The sequence below is a fragment of the Pseudomonas orientalis genome (assembly GCF_001439815.1).
GTDB classification, from domain to species: Bacteria; Pseudomonadota; Gammaproteobacteria; order Pseudomonadales; family Pseudomonadaceae; genus Aquipseudomonas; species Aquipseudomonas orientalis.
In genome coordinates this window covers 189,827-209,025 of sequence record NZ_JYLM01000005.1, presented here as the reverse complement: position 1 = coordinate 209,025, position 19,199 = coordinate 189,827, and the positions used below count along the sequence as shown (strand labels likewise).

General features: G+C 61.7%; 16 protein-coding genes. 5 read left to right on the top strand and 11 right to left on the bottom strand.

The window, feature by feature from the left end; genetic code table 11:
* Positions 1–105: 105 nt before the first annotated feature.
* The 3 genes from TU82_RS14615 to TU82_RS14605 all read right to left on the bottom strand — a co-directional run bounded on the left by TU82_RS14615 (position 106) and on the right by TU82_RS14605 (position 4,951).
* Entirely contained in the window at positions 106–1,431 is a 1,326-nt protein-coding gene (locus tag TU82_RS14615; protein ID WP_057723871.1) for a sigma-54-dependent transcriptional regulator, read from the bottom strand.
* Complete coding sequence (locus TU82_RS14610) at positions 1,425–3,191, bottom strand: ATP-binding protein (RefSeq protein WP_057723870.1); 1,767 nt, start codon at positions 3,189–3,191, stop codon at positions 1,425–1,427. Before TU82_RS14610 ends, TU82_RS14615 begins: the two co-directional genes overlap by 7 nt.
* A 236-nt stretch (positions 3,192–3,427) precedes the next feature.
* A complete protein-coding gene (locus TU82_RS14605; protein WP_057723869.1) occupies positions 3,428–4,951 on the bottom strand; it encodes a fumarate hydratase in 1,524 nt (507 codons plus the stop codon).
* A 214-nt stretch (positions 4,952–5,165) separates the two neighbouring features.
* Here TU82_RS14605 and TU82_RS14600 point away from each other — a divergent pair, with 214 nt between their 5' ends.
* Positions 5,166–6,098, top strand: coding sequence for an iron-sulfur-binding ferredoxin reductase (locus TU82_RS14600; RefSeq protein ID WP_057723868.1), 933 nt, complete (start codon positions 5,166–5,168; stop codon positions 6,096–6,098).
* A 538-nt stretch (positions 6,099–6,636) separates the two neighbouring features.
* On the opposite strand, the gene pyk is transcribed toward TU82_RS14600, so the two are convergent.
* Positions 6,637–8,088, bottom strand: coding sequence for a pyruvate kinase (gene pyk, locus TU82_RS14595; RefSeq protein ID WP_057723867.1), 1,452 nt, complete (start codon positions 8,086–8,088; stop codon positions 6,637–6,639).
* A gap of 174 nt (positions 8,089–8,262) precedes the next feature.
* On the opposite strand from pyk, the gene TU82_RS14590 reads away from it, so the two are divergent.
* Together TU82_RS14590 and TU82_RS14585 are read left to right on the top strand one after the other, a co-directional pair.
* On the top strand, positions 8,263–8,637 hold the full coding sequence (locus TU82_RS14590; RefSeq protein ID WP_057723866.1) for a tetratricopeptide repeat protein: 375 nt from the start codon (positions 8,263–8,265) through the stop codon (positions 8,635–8,637).
* 197 nt (positions 8,638–8,834) lie between these two features.
* Positions 8,835–9,194 (top strand): PilZ domain-containing protein, encoded by a 360-nt coding sequence (locus TU82_RS14585; protein WP_057724089.1) that lies wholly within the window; start codon positions 8,835–8,837, stop codon positions 9,192–9,194.
* A gap of 55 nt (positions 9,195–9,249) precedes the next feature.
* Here TU82_RS14585 and TU82_RS14580 read toward each other — a convergent pair whose 3' ends face one another.
* The 6 genes from TU82_RS14580 to TU82_RS14555 are packed head-to-tail and all read right to left on the bottom strand — an operon-like array spanning position 9,250 to position 15,917.
* The gene (locus TU82_RS14580; RefSeq protein WP_057723865.1) at positions 9,250–10,581 is read right to left on the bottom strand and encodes a DUF58 domain-containing protein; all 1,332 of its coding nucleotides are present in this window, start codon (positions 10,579–10,581) and stop codon (positions 9,250–9,252) included.
* Between the two features lie 7 nt (positions 10,582–10,588).
* Complete coding sequence (locus TU82_RS14575) at positions 10,589–11,587, bottom strand: AAA family ATPase (RefSeq protein WP_057723864.1); 999 nt, start codon at positions 11,585–11,587, stop codon at positions 10,589–10,591.
* Entirely contained in the window at positions 11,584–12,741 is a 1,158-nt protein-coding gene (locus TU82_RS14570) for a DUF4350 domain-containing protein (RefSeq protein ID WP_057723863.1), read from the bottom strand. Before TU82_RS14570 ends, TU82_RS14575 begins: the two co-directional genes overlap by 4 nt.
* The gene (locus TU82_RS14565) at positions 12,738–14,267 is read right to left on the bottom strand and encodes a DUF4129 domain-containing protein (protein ID WP_057724087.1); all 1,530 of its coding nucleotides are present in this window, start codon (positions 14,265–14,267) and stop codon (positions 12,738–12,740) included. The genes TU82_RS14570 and TU82_RS14565 overlap by 4 nt, the downstream gene beginning before the upstream one ends.
* A complete protein-coding gene (locus tag TU82_RS14560; protein WP_057723862.1) occupies positions 14,254–15,228 on the bottom strand; it encodes a stage II sporulation protein M in 975 nt (324 codons plus the stop codon). The genes TU82_RS14565 and TU82_RS14560 overlap by 14 nt, the downstream gene beginning before the upstream one ends.
* A complete protein-coding gene (locus tag TU82_RS14555) occupies positions 15,225–15,917 on the bottom strand; it encodes an RDD family protein (RefSeq protein ID WP_057723861.1) in 693 nt (230 codons plus the stop codon). The genes TU82_RS14560 and TU82_RS14555 overlap by 4 nt, the downstream gene beginning before the upstream one ends.
* Before the next feature lie 167 nt (positions 15,918–16,084).
* On the opposite strand from TU82_RS14555, the gene sbcB reads away from it, so the two are divergent.
* Entirely contained in the window at positions 16,085–17,512 is a 1,428-nt protein-coding gene (gene sbcB, locus TU82_RS14550; RefSeq protein WP_057723860.1) for an exodeoxyribonuclease I, read from the top strand.
* Between the two features lie 90 nt (positions 17,513–17,602).
* Here sbcB and mvaT read toward each other — a convergent pair whose 3' ends face one another.
* A complete protein-coding gene (gene mvaT / locus TU82_RS14545; protein ID WP_003175830.1) occupies positions 17,603–17,977 on the bottom strand; it encodes a histone-like nucleoid-structuring protein MvaT in 375 nt (124 codons plus the stop codon).
* Positions 17,978–18,323: 346 nt separating this feature from the next.
* Between mvaT and purU the strand changes: the two genes are divergently transcribed.
* Positions 18,324–19,172 carry a formyltetrahydrofolate deformylase gene (gene purU / locus TU82_RS14540; protein ID WP_057723859.1) on the top strand — a complete coding sequence of 283 codons (849 nt, stop codon included), beginning with the start codon at positions 18,324–18,326 and terminating at the stop codon, positions 19,170–19,172.
* The last annotated feature ends 27 nt before the right edge of the window (positions 19,173–19,199 follow it).

Genomic DNA, 19,199 nt, shown 5'->3' with positions numbered 1-19,199 from the left:
TATGGCTGCTGACCTCATCGGGGGCAAGCCCCCTCCCACACTTGAATATGTTCACAAATCAAAATGTGGGAGGGGGGCTTGCCCCCGATGGCGACCGGAAGACCGCTAGAGAAACATCTCCCTTACCAACCCATGCCGCTGCATCTTCTCATTGAGTGTCCGACGCGGCAGTTGCAGCTCAGCCAGCACCGCCTTGATGTCGCCTTTATGCCGCGTCAGCGCGGCTTTCAGGCAATGTGCCTCGAAGGCTTCCTGTTGCGCCGCCAACGATTGCCCGGCTTCGACACCCTCGGGTTCCGGCTCGCCAAGTCCCAGTACCTGGCGCTCGGCGACGTTGGCCAGCTCGCGCACGTTGCCCGGCCAGTCATGACTGAGCAGGCGCCCCAATTGCGGCCCGCTCAAGGGCTCGACACGGCGGCCCAAACGCTCGCCGGCGCTTTGCGCAAAATGCTCATACAGCAGCGGAATATCTTCGCGCCGCTCGCGCAACGGTGGCAGGCGCAGTTGGGCGACGTTCAGGCGATACGCCAGGTCTTCGCGAAAACGCCCGGCGCGGGCTTCTTCCAGCAGGTCCGGCTTGGTGGCGGCAATGATGCGCAAATCCACCTGGATACTTTGATTGGAGCCCAGCCGCTCCAGCTTCTGCTCCTGCAGCACCCGCAACAATTTCACCTGCTGGGCCAGGGGCATGCTTTCGATTTCATCGAGGAACAGCGTGCCGCCGTGGGCATATTCCAGCTTGCCGATACGCTTGCCCTGAGCGCCGGTGAACGCGCCGCTTTCATGGCCGAACAACTCGGCCTCGAACAACTGCTCGGGAATGGCCGCGCAATTGAGCGCCACAAACGGCTTCTTCGCCCGTGGGCCGAAATCATGCAGGCAGCGGGCGACCAGTTCCTTGCCGCTGCCGGTCTCGCCACGGATCAGCACATTGACCGGCAGCGTGGCCAGGTCCAGCACTTGGCGTCGCAGGTTCTGCAAACTGCGGGACACCCCCAGCAGACTGGATTCCAGTTGTGCGCGATGATCGGCCTGCTGGTGCAGGCGGCGGTTTTCCAGGACCAGACCACGTTTATCCAGCGCTCGGCGCAGGCTGTTGAGCAGGGCATCCGGGCTGAAGGGTTTTTCCAGGAAGTCGTAGGCGCCGTCGCGCATGGCGTCCACCGCCATCGGCACATCGCCATGGCCGGTGAGCAGGATGACCGGCAAGTCGGCATCGCGACGTTGCACTTCGGCCAGCAACTCCAGGCCGCTGAGGCCGGGCATGCGCACGTCACTCAGGATCACGCCGGGGAAGTCCCTGGGCAACTGCGCCAGGCATTCCTCGGCACGGCTGAACAACTGCACCGCAAACCCCGACAGGCTCAACCATTGTTCGACGGCCGTGCGAATGCTGGCTTCGTCATCAACCACAATCACCGCATTCAACATAGGTCGGGCGTCTCCAGCGCGACGGGTAAGGTCAAGGTAAACACTGCGCCGTCGCCCCGGTTGCCGGCGATCAGGCGTCCGCCCAGTTCGTGCACGATAGCGTAGGACACCGCCAGCCCCAAGCCGAGCCCGTCGCCCACAGGCTTGGTGGTGAAGAAGGGGTCGAATACGTTGTTCAAATGTTCTTCGGCAATCCCGCCACCGCTGTCGCTGACGCTTAACTGCCAGAGCTGCTGGTCGGCGTGCAAACGGATTTCCAGGCGTTTGCGCGGTTTGTCGGCCATGGCATCCAGGGCGTTGCGCAGCAGGTTGATCAGCACTTGTTCGAGGCGAATCGCGTCGCCGCGTACCCAGGCGGGGCGAGTCAGGTCCAGCGCTACACCGATGTGTTCATCGCGCAGGCGCGCGTCGAGCAAGTGCAGGGACTGGTCGACCACGGTGGCCAGGTCCAGGCGTTCGCGCAGGCCGCTGGGGCTTTTTCGGGCGAAGGTCTTGAGATGGCCGGTCAGCGCGGCCATGCGCGTGAGCATGTCATCCAGCGGGGTGAGCGCCTTGTAGGCATCGTCGACGCGGCCGTGGTCGAGCAACAGCCGCAGCGTTGCCAGTTGCATGCGTTGCGCGGTCAGCGGCTGGTTGATTTCGTGGGCGAGGGCGGCGGACATCTGCCCCAGTGCCGCCAGCTTGGCCGATTGCACCAGGCCGTCCTGGGCGGTGCGCAGGGCCTGGGTGCGTTCTTCCACCAATTGTTCGAGCTCTTCGCGGCTGCGTTGACGCAGACGCGCCAGACGCCAACGTTGGCTCAGGAACAGCACGAGGAACACCAGGGCCAGCCAGGAACCCGCGGCGGCGAGGCCGGCGTTGCGCTGGTCTTCAAAAGGGAACTGGGGTTTGCGCAGCAGGTGCAGGGTCCAGCCTTCGGCTTTGAGCGGCAAGGATTCCCAGATGTAGTTGGCACTGCCGTCGGGGCCGTTGACGCGCATCAAGTGGCTGTTGTCGTCGAAGCGCTGCAAGGTGCGGGTTTCCAGCGGCTGCAGTTGCTTCTTGTCGTATTGACGGGTGGCCTTGAGTTCAGCCAGGTCGCTCTCGGACAACGGCCGCAGGTTGCGATAACGCCAGCCCGGCTGGTTGGCGATAAACACAATGCCGCGCGCATCACTGACCAGCAGCAAGTCATTGCCCTGGGCCCATTCGCGTTCCAGTTCGGGAAACTCCAGCTTGACCACCATGGCGCCAAGGAACTGCTCGTGTTCATCGACCACCGCGCTGGAGAGGAAGTAGCCCGGGATGCCGGTGGTCACCCCCACGGCATAAAAGCGCCCGGTGCCCTGGCTCAAGGTCTGGCTGAAATACGGGCGGAAGGCGTAGTTGTGCCCCACGTAACTGCTGGGCAGCTTCCAGTTGCTGGCGGCCACGGCCAGTCCGGTGCGGTCCATCAATTCCAGAGTGGAAGACTGCGCGGCGCTGTTGATGCGTTCCAGCTTGCGGTTGAGCAGGTCCTGGGTGGCGGCATCCAGCGGGGCTTTCAAGGCGTTGATCATCTCCGAGTCCAGCGCCAGCACGGCGGGCAGGGCGCGGTAGCGTTCGATCAGGGTGTGCAGTGAGTTGCCATAGAGCGTGAGCTGCTGGTTGGCGCGGGCGGCATCGTCCACCAGGGCCTGGCGTTCGGCATGGCGCGTGGCCAGGGCGGCGGCCAGTACCGCACCGGCGATGATCAGCAGGGAGTAGAACGTCAGGCGCAGGGGGCGAGGGATCGCGATCATACGATGATGAACAGGCCGGTAAGGGGCGAGCACCATACCATGAGCCATTGGGTAGTGCAGCGAGGGGGCTTGTGTGGGAGGGGGCTTGCTTCCCATAGCGGTATGCCAGTCAGCCTATCTGGAACTGACTAACCGCTATCGGGGGCAAGCCCCCTCCCACATTTGACTGCACTCATCATGAAAAAAGGCGACTGGGCCGTGGGGCCGTAGTCGCCTTTATCCTTGGAGGGAGGTGCTTACTGCACTTCCACCGCCAGGCTCTCACTGATCTTTTTCTGCCAGATGGCAGGACCGGTGATGTGTACCGACTCGCCGTTGCTGTCCACCGCAACGGTGACCGGCATGTCCTTCACGTCGAACTCGTAGATCGCTTCCATGCCCAGTTCGGCGAAAGCGACGACGCGCGATTGCTTGATGGCTTGGGCCACCAGGTAAGCGGCGCCGCCTACGGCCATCAGGTACACGGCCTTGAGGTCCTTGATCGCTTCGATGGCGGTCGGGCCGCGCTCGGATTTGCCGATCATGCCCAACAGGCCGGTTTGTTCGAGGATCTGACGGGTGAACTTGTCCATCCGCGTCGCGGTGGTCGGGCCTGCCGGGCCAACCACTTCTTCGCGCACCGGATCAACCGGGCCGACGTAGTAGATGAAACGCCCCTTGAGGTCTACCGGCAGGGTTTCGCCCTTGTTCAGCATCTCGACCATGCGCTTGTGCGCGGCATCGCGACCGGTGAGCATCTTGCCGTTGAGCAACACGGTTTCGCCCGGCTTCCAGCTCTGCACGTCTTCCGGGGTCAAGGTGTCGAGGTTGACGCGACGGGCCGATGGGCCGGCTTCCCAGACGATTTCCGGGTAGGCGTCCAGCGGTGGCGCTTCCAGCGATGCCGGGCCCGAACCGTCGAGCACGAAATGCGCATGACGGGTGGCGGCGCAGTTGGGGATCATGCACACCGGCAGGGAAGCGGCGTGGGTCGGGTAGTCCATGATCTTCACGTCGAGCACGGTGGTCAGGCCACCCAGGCCCTGGGCGCCGATGCCCAACTGGTTGACCTTCTCGAACAGCTCCAGGCGCATCTCTTCGATACGGTTGGAGGGGCCGCGCTTGATCAGCTCGTGGATGTCGATGGATTCCATCAGCACTTCCTTGGCCATCACCGCGGCTTTCTCAGCGGTGCCGCCGATGCCGATGCCCAGCATGCCGGGCGGGCACCAGCCGGCGCCCATGGTCGGGACGGTCTTGAGCACCCAGTCGACGATCGAGTCGGACGGGTTGAGCATGGCCATTTTCGACTTGTTTTCGGAGCCGCCACCCTTGGCCGCCACGTCCACTTCCACGGTGTTACCCGGGACGATGGAGTAGTGGATCACCGCCGGAGTGTTGTCCTTGGTGTTTTTACGCGCCCCTGCCGGGTCGGCAAGGATGGAGGCGCGCAGCACGTTTTCCGGCAGGTTGTAGGCGCGACGCACGCCTTCGTTGATCATGTCGTCCAGGCCCATGGTGGCGCCATCCCAACGTACGTCCATGCCCACGCGCACGAACACGGTGACGATACCGGTGTCCTGGCAGATCGGGCGGTGGCCGGTGGCGCACATGCGCGAGTTGATCAGGATCTGGGCGATGGAGTCACGGGCGGCCGGCGATTCTTCGCGCAGATAGGCCTCGTGCATTGCCTGGATGAAATCAACCGGGTGGTAGTAGGAAATGAATTGCAGGGCGTCGGCAACGCTCTGAATCAGGTCGTCTTGCTTGATCACGGTCATGAGTCGCGCTCCTCTATAAGGGAACATTCAATAAAGGTGACTTCAGTGTTGCATCGGTCGGCTGAAGCCACCTTCCACAGGCACGCCATTGGTGCAGGCGCGACGCTAAAAAGGCGCGGCAGTATAACCCGTGGCGGTGGCCGATACACCCGACTATGGTCAAACTGTCGCAGGCATGATTCCCTGTGCGCGTCCCTTCTGATAGAGCCTTTATATGCCTGAACTGCACGTCGGCGAACGCCACTGGTCGGTCGCCACCGGCAGCAACCTGCTGGATGCCTTGAACCAGGCGGGTGTGGCCGTGCCTTACAGTTGCCGCGCCGGCAGTTGCCATGCGTGCCTGGTACGCTGCCAGGGCGAGGTTCAGGACCTTCAACCTGAAGCGTTAAGCCCAGCGCAACGCCAGGACGGCTGGCGCCTGGCGTGCCAGTGCCAGGTTGAAGGCGATCTGCGGGTCGAAGCCTTTGATCCCGTGCGCGACGGTCTGGCTGCCCAGGTAGTGGGCGCCGATTGGCTGACGGCATCGGTGCTGCGTCTGCGCCTGCAACCCGAGCGCGGCCTGCGGTACCGGGCCGGGCAGCACCTGGTGTTGTGGGCGGGGCAGGTGGCGCGGCCGTATTCCCTGGCGAGTTTGCCGCAGGAGGATCCGTACCTGGAGTTTCATCTGGATTGTCGCCTGCCTGGTGAATTCAGCAATGCGGCGCGACAGCTGAACATCGGTGATCGTCTGCGCCTGGGCGAATTGCGCGGCGGGGCGCTGCATTACGATCCGGACTGGCATACGCGGCCGCTGTGGCTGCTGGCCTCCGGTACCGGGCTGGGTCCGTTGTGGGGGGTGTTGCGTGAGGCACTGCGCCAGGATCATCAAGGCGCCATCCGCGTGATTCACCTGGCGCATGATGCCGAGGGGCATTACCTGGCCGGGCCCTTGGCGGCCCTGGCCGCCAGCCATTCGAGCCTGACCGTGGAGTTGTGGACGGGGGCGCGGTTGGACCAGGCATTGGCGCAACTGCGGCTTGTTTCGCGGCAAACGCTGGCCTTGGTCTGCGGGCATCCTGACAGCGTCGAGGCCTTTTCCAAACGCTTGTTCCTGGCGGGGCTGCCACGTAATCAACTGCTGGCCGATGTGTTCCTGCCCCGTGGTTGAACGCTGGCTGGCGAGCACATGCTTTGCGGGTGTACGCGATTAACTGTGGGAGGGGGCTTGCCCCCGATGGCGGCCTCTGGGCCGACCAGAATGTTGGATCGGACCGAGTACATATCCGTTTCTGCGGTAACGGCTGCTATGGGTTCCGCCCTTACGGCGGCTCACTTTTGAAAAGCGCAAAAGTAAGCAAAACGCTCTTGCCCCACCACTCGGCACCTCGCTTAGGCTCGGTGTGCCCGTAATCCGCCATGGATTTGGGGGGCCGCCGCCACGCGCCATCCATGGCGCGGGGCGGCTAAACCGGCATCCCTGCCGGTTTACCCCCCAAATCCATGGCGAATTCCGGCCAGCGTGGTTTGACGGGGCGCTTAAGATCAAAAGCAGATCAAGATCAAGATCATGAGCGGCTCGCTTCGCATCGTGGTTAGCGTCGGGGGCTGCGAATGGCAGTTGTGTAGATACCACACCGGGATGACGCCTTAAATGCAAAAAGCCCCGCCATTCTCATGGCAGGGCTTTTGTTTTTTCAGCCTGTCACTCAGAACTGCGGGTCGCCCACATGCAGGATCTTCATGCCATTGGTGCCACCGGTGGTGTGGTAGCTGTCGCCCTTGGTCAGGATGACCCAGTCGCCTTTCTCAACGACGCCGCGTTTGACCAGCTCGTCGATGGCTTTCTGGCTGACTTCGTTGGGTGCCAGCGAGGCCGGATCGAAGGGAATGGTGTACACGCCGCGGAACATCGCCGCGCGGGCCTGGGCTTCGCGGTGCGGGGTAAACGCGTAGATCGGCACCGAGGAGCGGATGCGCGACATGATCAACGGCGTATAGCCACTTTCGGTCAAGGCGATGATCGCTTTGACGCCCGGGAAGTGGTTGGCGGTGTACATGGCCGCCAGGGCGATGCTCTGGTCGCAGCTTTCGAAAACCTTGCCGATGCGGTGGCTGGAGGTCTTGCTGGTGGGGTGCTTTTCAGCGCCGACGCAGATGCGCGCCATGGCCTGGACGGCCTCCAGCGGGTACGGGCCGGCGGCGCTTTCAGCCGAGAGCATCACGGCGTCGGTGTAGTCGAGCACGGCGTTGGCCACGTCGGACACTTCGGCGCGGGTCGGCATCGGGTTCTGGATCATCGACTCCATCATCTGGGTCGCAACGATCACCGCTTTATTGTGGCGGCGTGCATGCAGGATGATCTTTTTCTGGATACCGATCAGCTCGGCGTCGCCGATTTCCACGCCCAGGTCGCCACGGGCAACCATCACGGCGTCGGAAGCCTTGATCAGGCCATCGAGGGTTTCGTCATCGGCCACGGCTTCGGCGCGTTCGATCTTGGCTACCAGCCAGGCGGTACCACCGGCTTCGTCGCGCAGTTTACGCGCGTATTCCATGTCGGCGGCGTCGCGCGGGAAGGACACGGCGAGGTAGTCCACTTCCATTTCGGCGGCGAGCTTGATGTCGGCCTTGTCTTTTTCAGTCAGGGCCGGTGCGGTCAGGCCACCGCCGCGACGGTTGATGCCTTTGTGGTCGGACAGCGGGCCGCCGATGATCACGGTGCAATGCAGTTCGGTCGGGGTCGCGGTGTCGACGCGCATGACCACGCGGCCGTCATCGAGCAGCAGTTCGTCGCCGACGCCGCAGTCCTTGACCAGGTCCGGGTAGTCGATGCCGACCACTTCCTGGGTGCCGTCAGTCAGCGGGTGGCTGGTGGAGAAGGTGAATTTGTCACCGATCTTCAGCTCGATCCGCTTGTTGGTAAATTTGGCGATACGGATTTTCGGGCCTTGCAGGTCACCCAGCAGCGCCACGAAGCGGCCATGCTTGGCGGCCAGGTCACGCACCAGCTTGGCGCGAGCCTTGTGCTCGTCCGGGGTGCCGTGGGAGAAGTTCAGACGGGCAACGTCCAAACCAGCCAGAATCAGCTGTTCGAGGACTTCCGGCGAGTTGCTGGCCGGGCCTAGGGTGGCGACGATTTTGGTACGACGAACGGACATGCACAGACTCCTGAGTTCAAGCGCTGGGGAAGGCTACTATGCTCTTTCGCTGTAGTCATTGTTCGTTTGCACTACTTATTGACGATCGGCTTGTTTTTGCTGCGGTTGAAAGGCGAACACCCTTGAAGATTTTCGACAAGGGGTCGATACACTGCACAAGACAGGAGAACCCCCATGCGAATTTTGCTCGTTGCCGCCCTGGCCGTCAGTGTTGTCGGCTGCACCCGCTGGTCGATGGACCACCATTTGAACAACGCTTACCGTGCCTATGGGGTGGGTGATTGCGCGCGGGTTACCCTGGAGTTGTCCCAGGTCGACCGCGAAAGCCGTACCCGTCGTTATGTGCAACCCGAGGTTTCGATGCTGCGCGGGCAGTGCCTGGAACGGCAGAAACTGTTCGTCGATGCCGCGCAAACCTATCAATTCATCATCAGCCAATACCCGTCCAGCGAGTACGCTTACCGTGCGCGTGCCCGGCTCGATACCCTGCGCCAGTTGGGGCATTACTCTGGCGCAAGTGCGGCACAGCCGCGGCCTGCGTCGCTGTAGTGAAATTTGTCGCCTGATAAGACTGGCCTGTTGCCAGACTTGGACTATTCTTTGAATGTCTGTTTGTACAACTTTCTATTCAAAAGAATGCAACGCCCGGATTCGGCAGCTGTCTCGTGACGGCGACCGCTTGTCACACCGATATCCAGGGAGAGCGAGCGATGGAATCACTGGCTTTATGGGATGGCAACCTCATCATGTTTATCGAACGACGGATCGAACGGCATCAGCTGCCTTATTTCTTGCAGGTGTTCAATCGGCTTACGGATAAGCCAATCGGTTTTCTGGGCGACGTTTCCGAAGACGGGCTGATGCTGATCAGCCAGTTACCGATGATGATCGGCGCAGACTTCGAGCTGCGCTTGAAGATTCCCGGGCCGAACGGCGAATTTCAGGCTGTTGACCTTACCGCGACCTGTCTGTGGAGCCGTGAAGACGTCAACCCGCAGCATTACGACTCAGGTTTTCGCGTGCTTCAGGCATGCGAAGAATACGCACAACTGATCGGCGCTTTGTTGCATTACTTCAGTTTCGATCCTTTACAGGCTTCCGTCTGAGTAGCAGGTGCAATCGACCATGGCAGCTATGTGCACCGTGGCCGTGCGCTTGCAATCAGAACACGCCGGCTTTTTTCCAGCGCAGATAACGCGTCACCAATGCGGCGCCCAACGTTGACGGCAGGCTATCCAACACTGACATCCCATGGGCACCCAAGCGGTCATGCAACTGATTGCGCCTGTTGAGGTAGTCAATCGCGCCGCTGTAGGCCAGTGCTTCAGGCAGGGTTTGTACCGGGGCCTGGCGCAGTTGATCGAGGACTTCTTCTCGCAGACTTGCGATCAGCACCCGATGATGCCGACCGATGCGCTTGATCGCACTCACCAGTGCTTCATCGTCTTCGTCGCGCAGGTTGGTGACCACGATCACCAGTGCGCGGCGTTTCTGCCGAGCCAGCAATTGGCTGGCGGCGTCCTCGTAGTCAGCTGTTTTGCGGGTGCTTTGCAGGTCATAGACTGCATTGAGCAAAACGTTCAATTGACCGTGGCCCTTGACCGGCGCCAGATAGCGCGGCTGGTCGCAGGCAAAGGTACACAGCCCTACTGCATCGCCCTGGCGCAAGGCGACGTAACTCAGTAACAGGCAGGCATCCAGAGCGTGGTCAAAGTGGGACAACTCGTCGTCCTGACTGCGCATGCGCCGGCCGCAATCGAGCATGAACACAATCTGCTGGTCGCGCTCATCTTCGTATTCCCGGGCAATCGGCGTGCGTTGCCGTGCCGTGGCTTTCCAGTCGATCTGACGCAGGCTGTCGCCTTCGCGAAACTCGCGTAATTGATGAAACTCCAGGCCTGGCCCGCGCCGCTGATGCTGACGCACGCCCAGTTGGCTCAGCCAGTTATCCACACCCTGCAACTGCGCACCGGATAAACGCGCGAAATCCGGGTACACGCGAGTGGCGTCCGCGACGTCGAGCCAGCGCCGGGCCGACCACAACCCCAAGGGGCTGGGTAGGTGGATTTCGCAGCGGCTGAAGCTGAAATGCCCACGTCGCACGGGGCGCACGCGATAGCCCAACTCGCCGCGCTCGCCTGGGCGCAGCGCAATGGATTGCGGCAGGTTATCCACAACCAGCCCGTCGGGCACGTGATCGAATACCTGCACGGTCAGCGGCTGTGGATAGTCGTGTTCCAGCGCCAGGCGCACTTCTCCCCAACGCCCCAATGCCAGGCTGCCGGGCAGCGTCCGGTGCACACGTGCCGAAGGGCGGCGGCGCAATCGCATGGCATCCAGCAGCGCCAGCAACAGCAGGGCCAACAGCAGGCCCCAGGCGATTGAGTGCAAGGTATCGGGTACCTTGAACTGCAAGGCCATCGACGCGCCCAGCAGGATGTTGAGGGCCAAGAGAACGTCCAGCCAGATCAGGAGCAGACGGGTCGGTTTCATGCCGGCGCTACTGCCTGGGAGCCGCAATCTGATCGAGCAACTGCTTGATCACCTGGTCCACCTCCAGGCCATCGATGTCCAGTTCCGGCGCGAGCCGTACGCGGTGACGCAGTACCGCCAGGGCGCATCCCTTGACGTCATCCGGGGTCACGAATTCGCCGCCGCGCAACAGCGAACGGGCACGGGCGCCGCGAATCAGGGCAATAGAGGCCCGTGGACCGGCGCCGATGGACAAGCCTGGCCAACTGCGCGTGGCCCGCGCCAGGCGCACGGCATAGTCGAGAACCTGCTCATCCAAGGGCATGCCGCTGGCGATCTGCTGCATCTGCACCACATCTGCAGCTTGCAGCACGGTACGCAACGGTTGCACATCGAGCATGTCGGCCCTGGACGAACGGGTCACTTCGCGCACCATGTCCACTTCCTGTTGGGCGTCGGGATAGTCCATGCGCACCTTGAGCATGAAGCGGTCCAGCTCGGCTTCGGGTAACGGGTAGGTGCCTTCCTGTTCGATGGGATTCTGGGTGGCAAGCACCATGAACGGCGCGCCGATGGGCAGTGCTTCGCCCTCCAGGGTCACTTGGCGCTCCTGCATGGCTTCAAGCAGTGCGGCCTGGGTCTTGGCCGGGGCGCGGTTGATTTCGTCGGCCAGCAGCAGGTGGGTGAACAACGGCCCTTTGCGCAACTTGAACTGTTCGGTCTGCAGGTCGTACACCGCGTGGCCGGTGACATCGCTGGGCATCAGGTCCGGCGTGAACTGGATGCGCGCGAAATCGCCGCCGAAACAACGGGCCAGGGCGCGCACCAGCAAGGTTTTGCCAAGGCCGGGCACACCCTCGAGCAGCACATGGCCACCTGCAATCAAGGCGGTGAGCACGTCATCGATCACCGCGTCCTGGCCAATGACGGCCTTGCGTAATTCAACGCGCAGGGCCTGGGCCTGCTGGCTGGCGGTCTGGATAGTATTTTCTGCGTTCAGGGTTGTGGCCATTGGAGAGTCGCTCATAGGGCATTCCTGAGGGTTTGCAGGCACGCCACCTGTCGGCTGAAGTCGGCGCTGGAAAGCCGTTTCAGCGCCGGTGCGCCGAGTGCCTGGCGGATGATAGGGGAGGGTTGTCGCGTCAGGTGTTCCAGCACCTGCCATTGTTCTGCCGTGTCGAGGTGTTCAAAGCCGGGGTGGCGGCGGCGGGCGGTGCGCAGCAAGTCCTGCTGCAAGGCTTGCAGCAGGGCGCGCTGGCCGCTGCGGCGCAGGAGGAAGTCGGCGCTGGCGCGCAAATGCTCCTGTAGTTGTCGACGCGCCTTGGGCGCCGGCGCCTGGATCGGGCCGTGGCGCATGCCGGCGTGCCAGAATGCCAGGGCAACCAGGGCGGCCAGCGCGACGAGAGCCTGGGGAAAGTAACGGACCAGCAGGGTAAGCAGGTCGTCCGTGTCGCTGTTGAACAGCAGGGTGACGTCGGTGCCCTGGTTCAGGTACCACAGCAACCAGGCGTTGTCGTGTTTGCCGATGCCTGGGGTTTTCCACAGGTCGCTGTCGGTGATCACCGTGACGCGGCCTGACCCGAGATCGCGTTGCATCAGGTGGCTGGACTTGGCGCTGTTGGCTGAAAACTGTGCCAGGTGCCCGGGGTCGGTCAGGTTGAAGTCGGTGTCAAAGCTGAAATACGCCGGCGCGGTTTCATTGTCGACGTACAGTTTGGTGAGGTCTGGTGCGAGCTTTTGGCGCGGTGGCGCCGGCTCGTCGAAGTCATCACTCAAGGTCTGGCGAAGGTTGAGACGATCGAGCAACAGGTCGCCGCTTTTGCCGGTCTCTTCATCCCATAGCGCCTCGGCCACCAGCAACAGGTGACCTCCGGCTTTTGCCCACGCCAGCAGTTGTTCGACCTGACGTGGGGTCATGTTGCCTCGCTCCCCCAGCAACAGCAGGCTATGGCCTGGGGCGGGCAGGTCGGCGAGTCGCTCAAGCCCGTTGGCATGCGCCACCGCCAGGCCTTGCTGGCGCAGGAAATGCTCGGCCGCGAGGTAAGGATTGGCCAATGCCTCCGGCGACGGGCCGCGATCCACCACTTCCTCATAGGGAATTGCCTTGTGCCAGGCATACAGGCCGCCCCCGCCCAACACGCAGGCCAGCAGCGCGGCAATCCACAGTAATGGCCGGGTCATTGGCTGGCCCCGCTACTGAAGAGTGTGCGCCAATCGCTGCACAGCTTTTGCTGGGCGGCACCGGGAGGCAGTCGATGGCCATAGGCGAGGTTTTGCCAGTGACCGGTCAATTCGCGACTGAATGCCAGCAACTGCGGTTGCTGCAAATGATGAATGCGCTCCAGTACCTGGACCTCGGTGTCGGCACTCTTGAGTGGCAGGTTGAATTCATGCAGCAGCCGGCTGAGCAGGCCGCGGTACAGCAGGCCAAGGGCTTCCCGCGGCTGCGTGGGCCACAGCTGTTCAGCTGCGCTGGCGATGTCGTCGGGCAACGTCTCAAGCCCCAGCTCCAGGCCGAACAACTGGGCAGGCGCAGGTCTCGCGGTTCTGCCGGTCGGTCGCCGCCTGCGGCTGACAAACGTGTGTAGCCATTCACGGTAGCGCCACACCACCAGCGCCAGCCCGCCAATCATCACGCTCCATAGCACTATCTCCAAGCCTTGGGCCACATGCTTGAAGGTGGTGCTGTTGAGGTTGTCGAGCAATTGCTGAAGCCAGCCAGGTAATTTGCCGTCGCCGTGGGCTTTGCGGGCCGTGGCGGGTTTTTCCTCACCAAAACGATAACGGGTGACGGTTTGCGGATTTTTGAACGGCGGCTTTTCCAGTAATGCCTTGATCGACTGGCTGGCCGCCTGGGTACTGAGGGGCTTTGGATCAGCCGTTTGATCCGCCAGCGCCGATGGGCTCAGTTGCACCAAGGTGAGGCCTGCTGCCAGCAGCAACAGCGGTACGACGCTGCTCAGGCGTTGGCGCAACCTTCGAAACACCAATTCCAGGTCCCAGGCTTCCAGGACGGTGCGACGGTTGAGATACAGGCTGAAACCGCAGGCGACGTAGATAGGTTCCCAGAACACCAGCACCAGCGCATAGAACGCGTTGCTCAGGTGTTCCAGCCACAGCCCCTGCGGGCCTGTCGCCAATACCAGCCGCCGCCAGTCCCAATTCAGTTCGACCTGCTCCGGGATGAATAGATAGAACAGCGCCATGCACCCGAACCATAGGCCGATCTCCAGGTGCACCCCGATGATCGTCAGCCAGCGCGCGGCACCTGCATTGCGCTGTTGCAGTACGCCCAGGCGCTGTTGACGCACTGGCCCATCCAGGCCTTCGAGCTGGCTCACCGGCAGCATGAAGCTGCGGCTCAGGCTCAGCCGGCGCCAGGTGAGGCTGGCTAACAGTTGGCCCTTGAGCAGGCGTGGCCACTGGCGAACGGCCTGTTTAAGGCTCGGGGTTTCACCAAACAGGGCTTTGGAAAGAATGTACAAGGGCAAGCGCTCGAAGGCGGGCTTGAGCCACCAGAACAGGAACAGGGCGTATGACGGGTACTGCCACAGCAGCGCAGTAAGCAGAATGAACACAGGCAGGCTGACCAGAGCCCAGCTGCTCATCAGCAGTACACTATGTTTCCGGGCCATCAGTACGCCGAGGTCCATGGCTTCCCAGGAGGTGCGGGGGCGGATGACCACGCTGGCGTCAATCAGGCGCATGGCGAGTCCGGCCGGCGAAGATCAGGTAGGCGGCCACCAGCAGCCATAGCGCGCCGCCCACCAGGTATTTGATCCAGGGCGCGATGGTCGTGGTGGATGACCAATAAGCTTCGATGAACGCTGCAATCAGCAGGAACACCATGACCCCGCAGAGCATCTGCACGCTTTTGCGGGCCGCCAGGCGCAGGGATTCGCTACGTGCCAGGGGCCCCGGGGCGATCAGCGACCAGCCCAGTTGCAGGCCTGCCGCGCCGGCCAGTGCGATGGCGCTGAGTTCGAAGGCACCATGGCCGATCACGAATGACCAGAAGGTCTGGCCGTAGCCGATTTCACTCAGGTGCCCGGAGACCGCGCCGATGATCAATCCGTTGAACACCAGGAAGAACACGCTGCCCAGGCCGAACAACAAGCCTGCGGCAAAGGTCTGGAAGGCAATGCCGATGTTGTGCATCACGTAGTAGCCAAACATCATCCAGTCTTCGCTGGAGGCACGTTCGGCCGCGCGGCCCAGCCGGCTGGCGGCGGGGTCGTACATGCTGTGCATCTCGGCCACCTGCTGAGGGCTGACGATGCTGTAGATCAGGTCGGGAAACAGGTAGACCAACACCGCTATGCCCAGCAGGCTGCCGAAGAACAGCAGGCTGGCGATCAGTACGAAGCGCCATTGTTCACGTACCAGACGCGGGAAATCGGCGAGGATAAAGGCGAGTACGTTCGCCGTCGTTTGGCTGCGATGGCGATACAGTTGCTGGTGGCCGCGCAGCGCCAGTTGTTGCAGGCGGTCCACCAGGTAACTGCTGTAGCCGCGCTCCTGAGCCAGGGCCAGATGCTGGCACAGGCGGCGATAGTGATAAGGGAAGTCGGCCACTTCGGTGGCTTTGCCTCGCTCCAACTGATTCAGCTGTTCGGCGAAGGACTGCCATTGCGGCTGGTGCCGGCTTTCAAAAAGGCTCTGCTTCATGTCGGCCCCAATAAACCATGGGCCACACCGTTGAGTTGCTCCACGGCGCGAGCCGGAGATACCTGCAAGGGCGCGGCGAGGATTGCAGCCAGTTCGTGCACCCGCTCGGCGGACAGGTCGGCCTGGCGTTCGGCGAAACCGAGGATCGCCCGCTGTTCGCTCAGCTCCAGCGCGAAGGGCAGGCGCAGGGCGGTGGCTTGAGGTAGGGGCGGGCGGGCCAGCGACTGTTCGCGGTAGACCACCAGCGTTCCCGCTGCCAGGTCGCCAAGCCGCTTGAAGTGCGGATGTTGCAGGCAACTGATGGCGCCGAAGAAATAGCCGAACGGCAGCATGTCGACAAACCGCAGCAGGTTGCGGATCAGTGACGCCGACCAACCGATGGCGGTGCCGTCGTCCTGTACCACCCGCAGGCCCATGACCTGCTTGCCGGGCGAGCAGCCCTGGTTGAGCACTTCGAACAGCACCATGTACCACCAGCTGACCAGGAACAGCAGCAGCGAGCCCAGGCCGAGCCCGAGGTTGCCAAGCAGCGCCAGGGGCACCAGCAGGATGCCCATGATTACGCCACGTGCGAGCAGATCGAAGGCGTAGGCCAATGCCCTTGGCGCAAGGCCCGCAGGGCGCAAGGGCAGGTCGATACCCTCGGGGGTCTCGATCTGGTAGCAGGTATCCAGAGGAGCTGTTGGCATTGCGATCCTTGGCAGTGCGAAGCGACTGAGAGAGACGGATGCTAGCAGTGTCGAGGCGGGAAGCAACCCTTGAAGATTTTGCTGGATGTTTGTCCAGTAAAGGTATCGCTGGCCGCTGACACCTTGCAGCGCCTAGACTTTGCCGGTCTTCAGCACAGGAACAACCCGTGACCTCCATTTTCTGGTACGACTATGAAACCACCGGGATCAACCCGCGCAGCGATCGTCCGCTGCAGGTAGCCGGCATTCGTACCGACCTCGAGCTCAACGAGGTCGGCCCGCCGATCAATCTGTATTGCCAGCCCAGCGACGATATCCTGCCCCATCCGGCGGCGTGTGCGATCACCGGTATTACGCCGCAGGTGCTGGCACAGAAAGGTCTTGCCGAAGCGGATTTCATGACGCGGGTGCACGCCGAGCTCGCGGCCCCCGGTACCTGCGGCGCGGGTTACAACACCCTGCGCTTTGACGATGAAATGACGCGCTACAGCCTCTATCGCAACTTTTTCGATCCTTATGCGCGCGAGTGGCAGGGCGGTAACAGCCGCTGGGACTTGATCGATGTGATGCGTACTGCCTATGCCCTGCGCCCGGAGGGGATCGAGTGGCCCGAGCAGGACGGGCGCGTGACGCTCAAGCTTGAGCGCCTGACGCAAGCCAACGGCATCGACCACGGCCAGGCCCACGATGCGTTGTCTGACGTGCGTGCGACCATCGCCCTGGCTCGATTGGTGCGGGAAAAACAACCCAGGCTGTATGAGTGGTTGTTCCAGTTGCGTAGCAAGCAACGGGTGATGGACCAGGTGCGGTTGTTGCAGCCGCTGGTGCATATTTCCGGACGTTTCAGCGCCGAGCGTCATTACCTGGGAGTCGTCTTGCCGCTGGCCTGGCACCCGCGCAATCGCAATGCATTGATTGTGTGTGACTTGGGGCTCGACCCCCAGGCCCTGCTCGAACTGGACGCCGAGACGTTGCGCGAGCGCCTCTATACGCGGCGCGATGCGCTGGCGGAGGGCCAGCTGCCGGTGCCGCTCAAGTTGCTGCACATCAACCGCTGTCCGGTGGTCGCGCCCTTGAAGGTGCTGCGCGCGCAAGATCGCGAGCGGCTGCAATTGGATATGGAGGTCTGCCAGGCACGGGCGCTGCGACTAACTGACGCACAGGAAGTTTGGCGTGACAAGTTGGCGAGCATTTACGCCGAGGAGGAATATGCGCCGAATGCGGATCCGGAGCAGCAGCTCTATGAGGGTTTTATCGGCGACCGTGACCGGCGCTTATGTGAACAAGTTCGCCTGGCGGAGCCTGCACAACTGGGACGCCAGCAATGGCCGTTCGATGATCATCGGTTGCCGGAATTATTATTTCGCTACCGCGCGCGTAACTTTCCTGAAACCTTGAACAATGAGGAACAAGAACGCTGGAGACTTTTCTGTCAGCAACGGTTGTCAGACCCGGTATGGGGTGCACCCAATACCTTGGCGGCATTTAAGCAGGCCCATAAGGAGTTGGAAAACAGTGCGACATCGTTTCAGCGTCAGGTACTGGGCGAATGGCAAGACTATGCCGACTCTTTAGCGGCCCGCCTGAATCTGTAGCCGAGCAACTGCAAAACATCCAGACAATAAAAAACGCCAGCAAGCTGGCGTTTTTAATGTGTCGCGGATCGGGTGTAGAACCGACCAGGCTTAGCCCAGCAGGGTAGCCCAACCTTCTACCACGTCACCGCCCCACTTGGCTTTCCACTCTTTCAGCGTCTTGTGATTGCCACCTTTGGTTTCAATCACTTCACCGTTGTGCGGGTTTTTGTACTGCTTGACCTTGCGAGCACGTTTGGTGCCGGTAGTTTTCACAGCGCCGCGTGGTGCTTTAACTTTCGATTCCGGATCCAGCAGCGCGATGATGTCACGCAGGGATTTGGAGTATTCGCCCATCAGGGTGCGCAGTTTGCCTTCGAATTCCAGCTCGGTTTTCAGCTTGTCGTCTTGCGACAGGTTCTTCAAACGGGCTTGCAGCTCTTTGATAGCTTCTTCGGTGGCGCGGTATTCGTTGATCAGGGACATGTGGACTACCTTATGTAGAACGCTGATTGACAGGGTGCGTGGCCTAATAATAGTCAGGCAATTTCACCAAGTAAACAATTAAGCAGCTATTCAGGTGAATTAGATTGAATGTTTGTGGCAGTGCTGCGCAGTCGTGTTAATTATCGGGCGCGCCGCTAAAAACAATCGGCTTAATTCTGCAAAGTGCCGAGCGTGCCTGTGTCAGCTCATATAAAGGTGGTAAAACCTTACGCTATTAAGGGGTGTTGCCAGCGCCAGGGATCAGAATAAGGCACAACGAGTACTGCAGTTTTTCTGCGCAATCGCTAGAATGGCGGCCTTTGCGAAGTTCTGGAGTTTCCCCCTAATGCGCACTTTTCGGCTGGTGATTGCTTGCCCGGACCGGGTTGGCATCGTTGCCAAGGTCAGTAACTTTCTGGCTTCTCATAATGGTTGGATCACCGAGGCGAGCCATCACTCGGATGACCTCAGCGGTTGGTTTTTCATGCGTCACGAAATTCGTGCCGATACGTTGCCTTTTGGTCTGGAAGCCTTTCGTGAGGCGTTTGCGCCGATCGCCGAAGAGTTTTCGATGACCTGGCATATCACCGACACCGAGCAGAAGAAACGCGTCGTGCTGATGGCCAGCCGTGAATCCCACTGCCTGGCGGACCTGCTGCACCGCTGGCACAGCGATGAACTCGATTGCGAGATCGCGTGTGTGATCTCCAACCATGACGACCTTCGCAGCATGGTCGAATGGCATGGCATCCCGTATTACCACGTGCCGGTCAACCCGCAGGACAAGGAGCCCGCCTTCGCCGAAGTGTCGCGCCTGGTCAAGCAGCACGCTGCCGACGTGGTGGTGCTGGCGCGCTACATGCAGATCCTGCCGCCGGAACTGTGCCGCGAATACGCCGGCAAAGTGATCAACATTCACCACAGCTTCCTGCCGTCGTTCGTGGGCGCCAAGCCTTATCACCAGGCGTCCCTGCGCGGCGTGAAGCTGATCGGCGCGACCTGCCACTACGTCACCGAAGAACTGGACGCCGGTCCGATCATCGAGCAGGACGTGGTGCGCGTCAGTCACAGCGACAGCATCGAAGACATGGTGCGTTTCGGCCGCGATGTCGAGAAAATGGTGCTGGCCCGTGGCTTGCGTTATCACCTGGAGGATCGCGTCCTGGTGCACGGCAACAAGACCGTGGTGTTCTGACCGACGCGTTTTGATTGAACAAGCGGG

Coding starts and splice junctions, on each gene's coding strand:
- TU82_RS14615 (WP_057723871.1), bottom strand. CDS start 1,431: ATGTTGAATGCGGTGATTGTGGTTGATGACGAAGCCAGCATTCGCACG.
- TU82_RS14610 (WP_057723870.1), bottom strand. CDS start 3,191: ATGATCGCGATCCCTCGCCCCCTGCGCCTGACGTTCTACTCCCTGCTG.
- TU82_RS14605 (WP_057723869.1), bottom strand. CDS start 4,951: ATGACCGTGATCAAGCAAGACGACCTGATTCAGAGCGTTGCCGACGCC.
- TU82_RS14600 (WP_057723868.1), top strand. CDS start 5,166: ATGCCTGAACTGCACGTCGGCGAACGCCACTGGTCGGTCGCCACCGGC.
- pyk (WP_057723867.1), bottom strand. CDS start 8,088: ATGTCCGTTCGTCGTACCAAAATCGTCGCCACCCTAGGCCCGGCCAGC.
- TU82_RS14590 (WP_057723866.1), top strand. CDS start 8,263: ATGCGAATTTTGCTCGTTGCCGCCCTGGCCGTCAGTGTTGTCGGCTGC.
- TU82_RS14585 (WP_057724089.1), top strand. CDS start 8,835: ATGTTTATCGAACGACGGATCGAACGGCATCAGCTGCCTTATTTCTTG.
- TU82_RS14580 (WP_057723865.1), bottom strand. CDS start 10,581: ATGAAACCGACCCGTCTGCTCCTGATCTGGCTGGACGTTCTCTTGGCC.
- TU82_RS14575 (WP_057723864.1), bottom strand. CDS start 11,587: ATGAGCGACTCTCCAATGGCCACAACCCTGAACGCAGAAAATACTATC.
- TU82_RS14570 (WP_057723863.1), bottom strand. CDS start 12,741: ATGACCCGGCCATTACTGTGGATTGCCGCGCTGCTGGCCTGCGTGTTG.
- TU82_RS14565 (WP_057724087.1), bottom strand. CDS start 14,267: ATGCGCCTGATTGACGCCAGCGTGGTCATCCGCCCCCGCACCTCCTGG.
- TU82_RS14560 (WP_057723862.1), bottom strand. CDS start 15,228: ATGAAGCAGAGCCTTTTTGAAAGCCGGCACCAGCCGCAATGGCAGTCC.
- TU82_RS14555 (WP_057723861.1), bottom strand. CDS start 15,917: ATGCCAACAGCTCCTCTGGATACCTGCTACCAGATCGAGACCCCCGAG.
- mvaT (WP_003175830.1), bottom strand. CDS start 17,977: ATGTCCCTGATCAACGAATACCGCGCCACCGAAGAAGCTATCAAAGAG.
- purU (WP_057723859.1), top strand. CDS start 18,324: ATGCGCACTTTTCGGCTGGTGATTGCTTGCCCGGACCGGGTTGGCATC.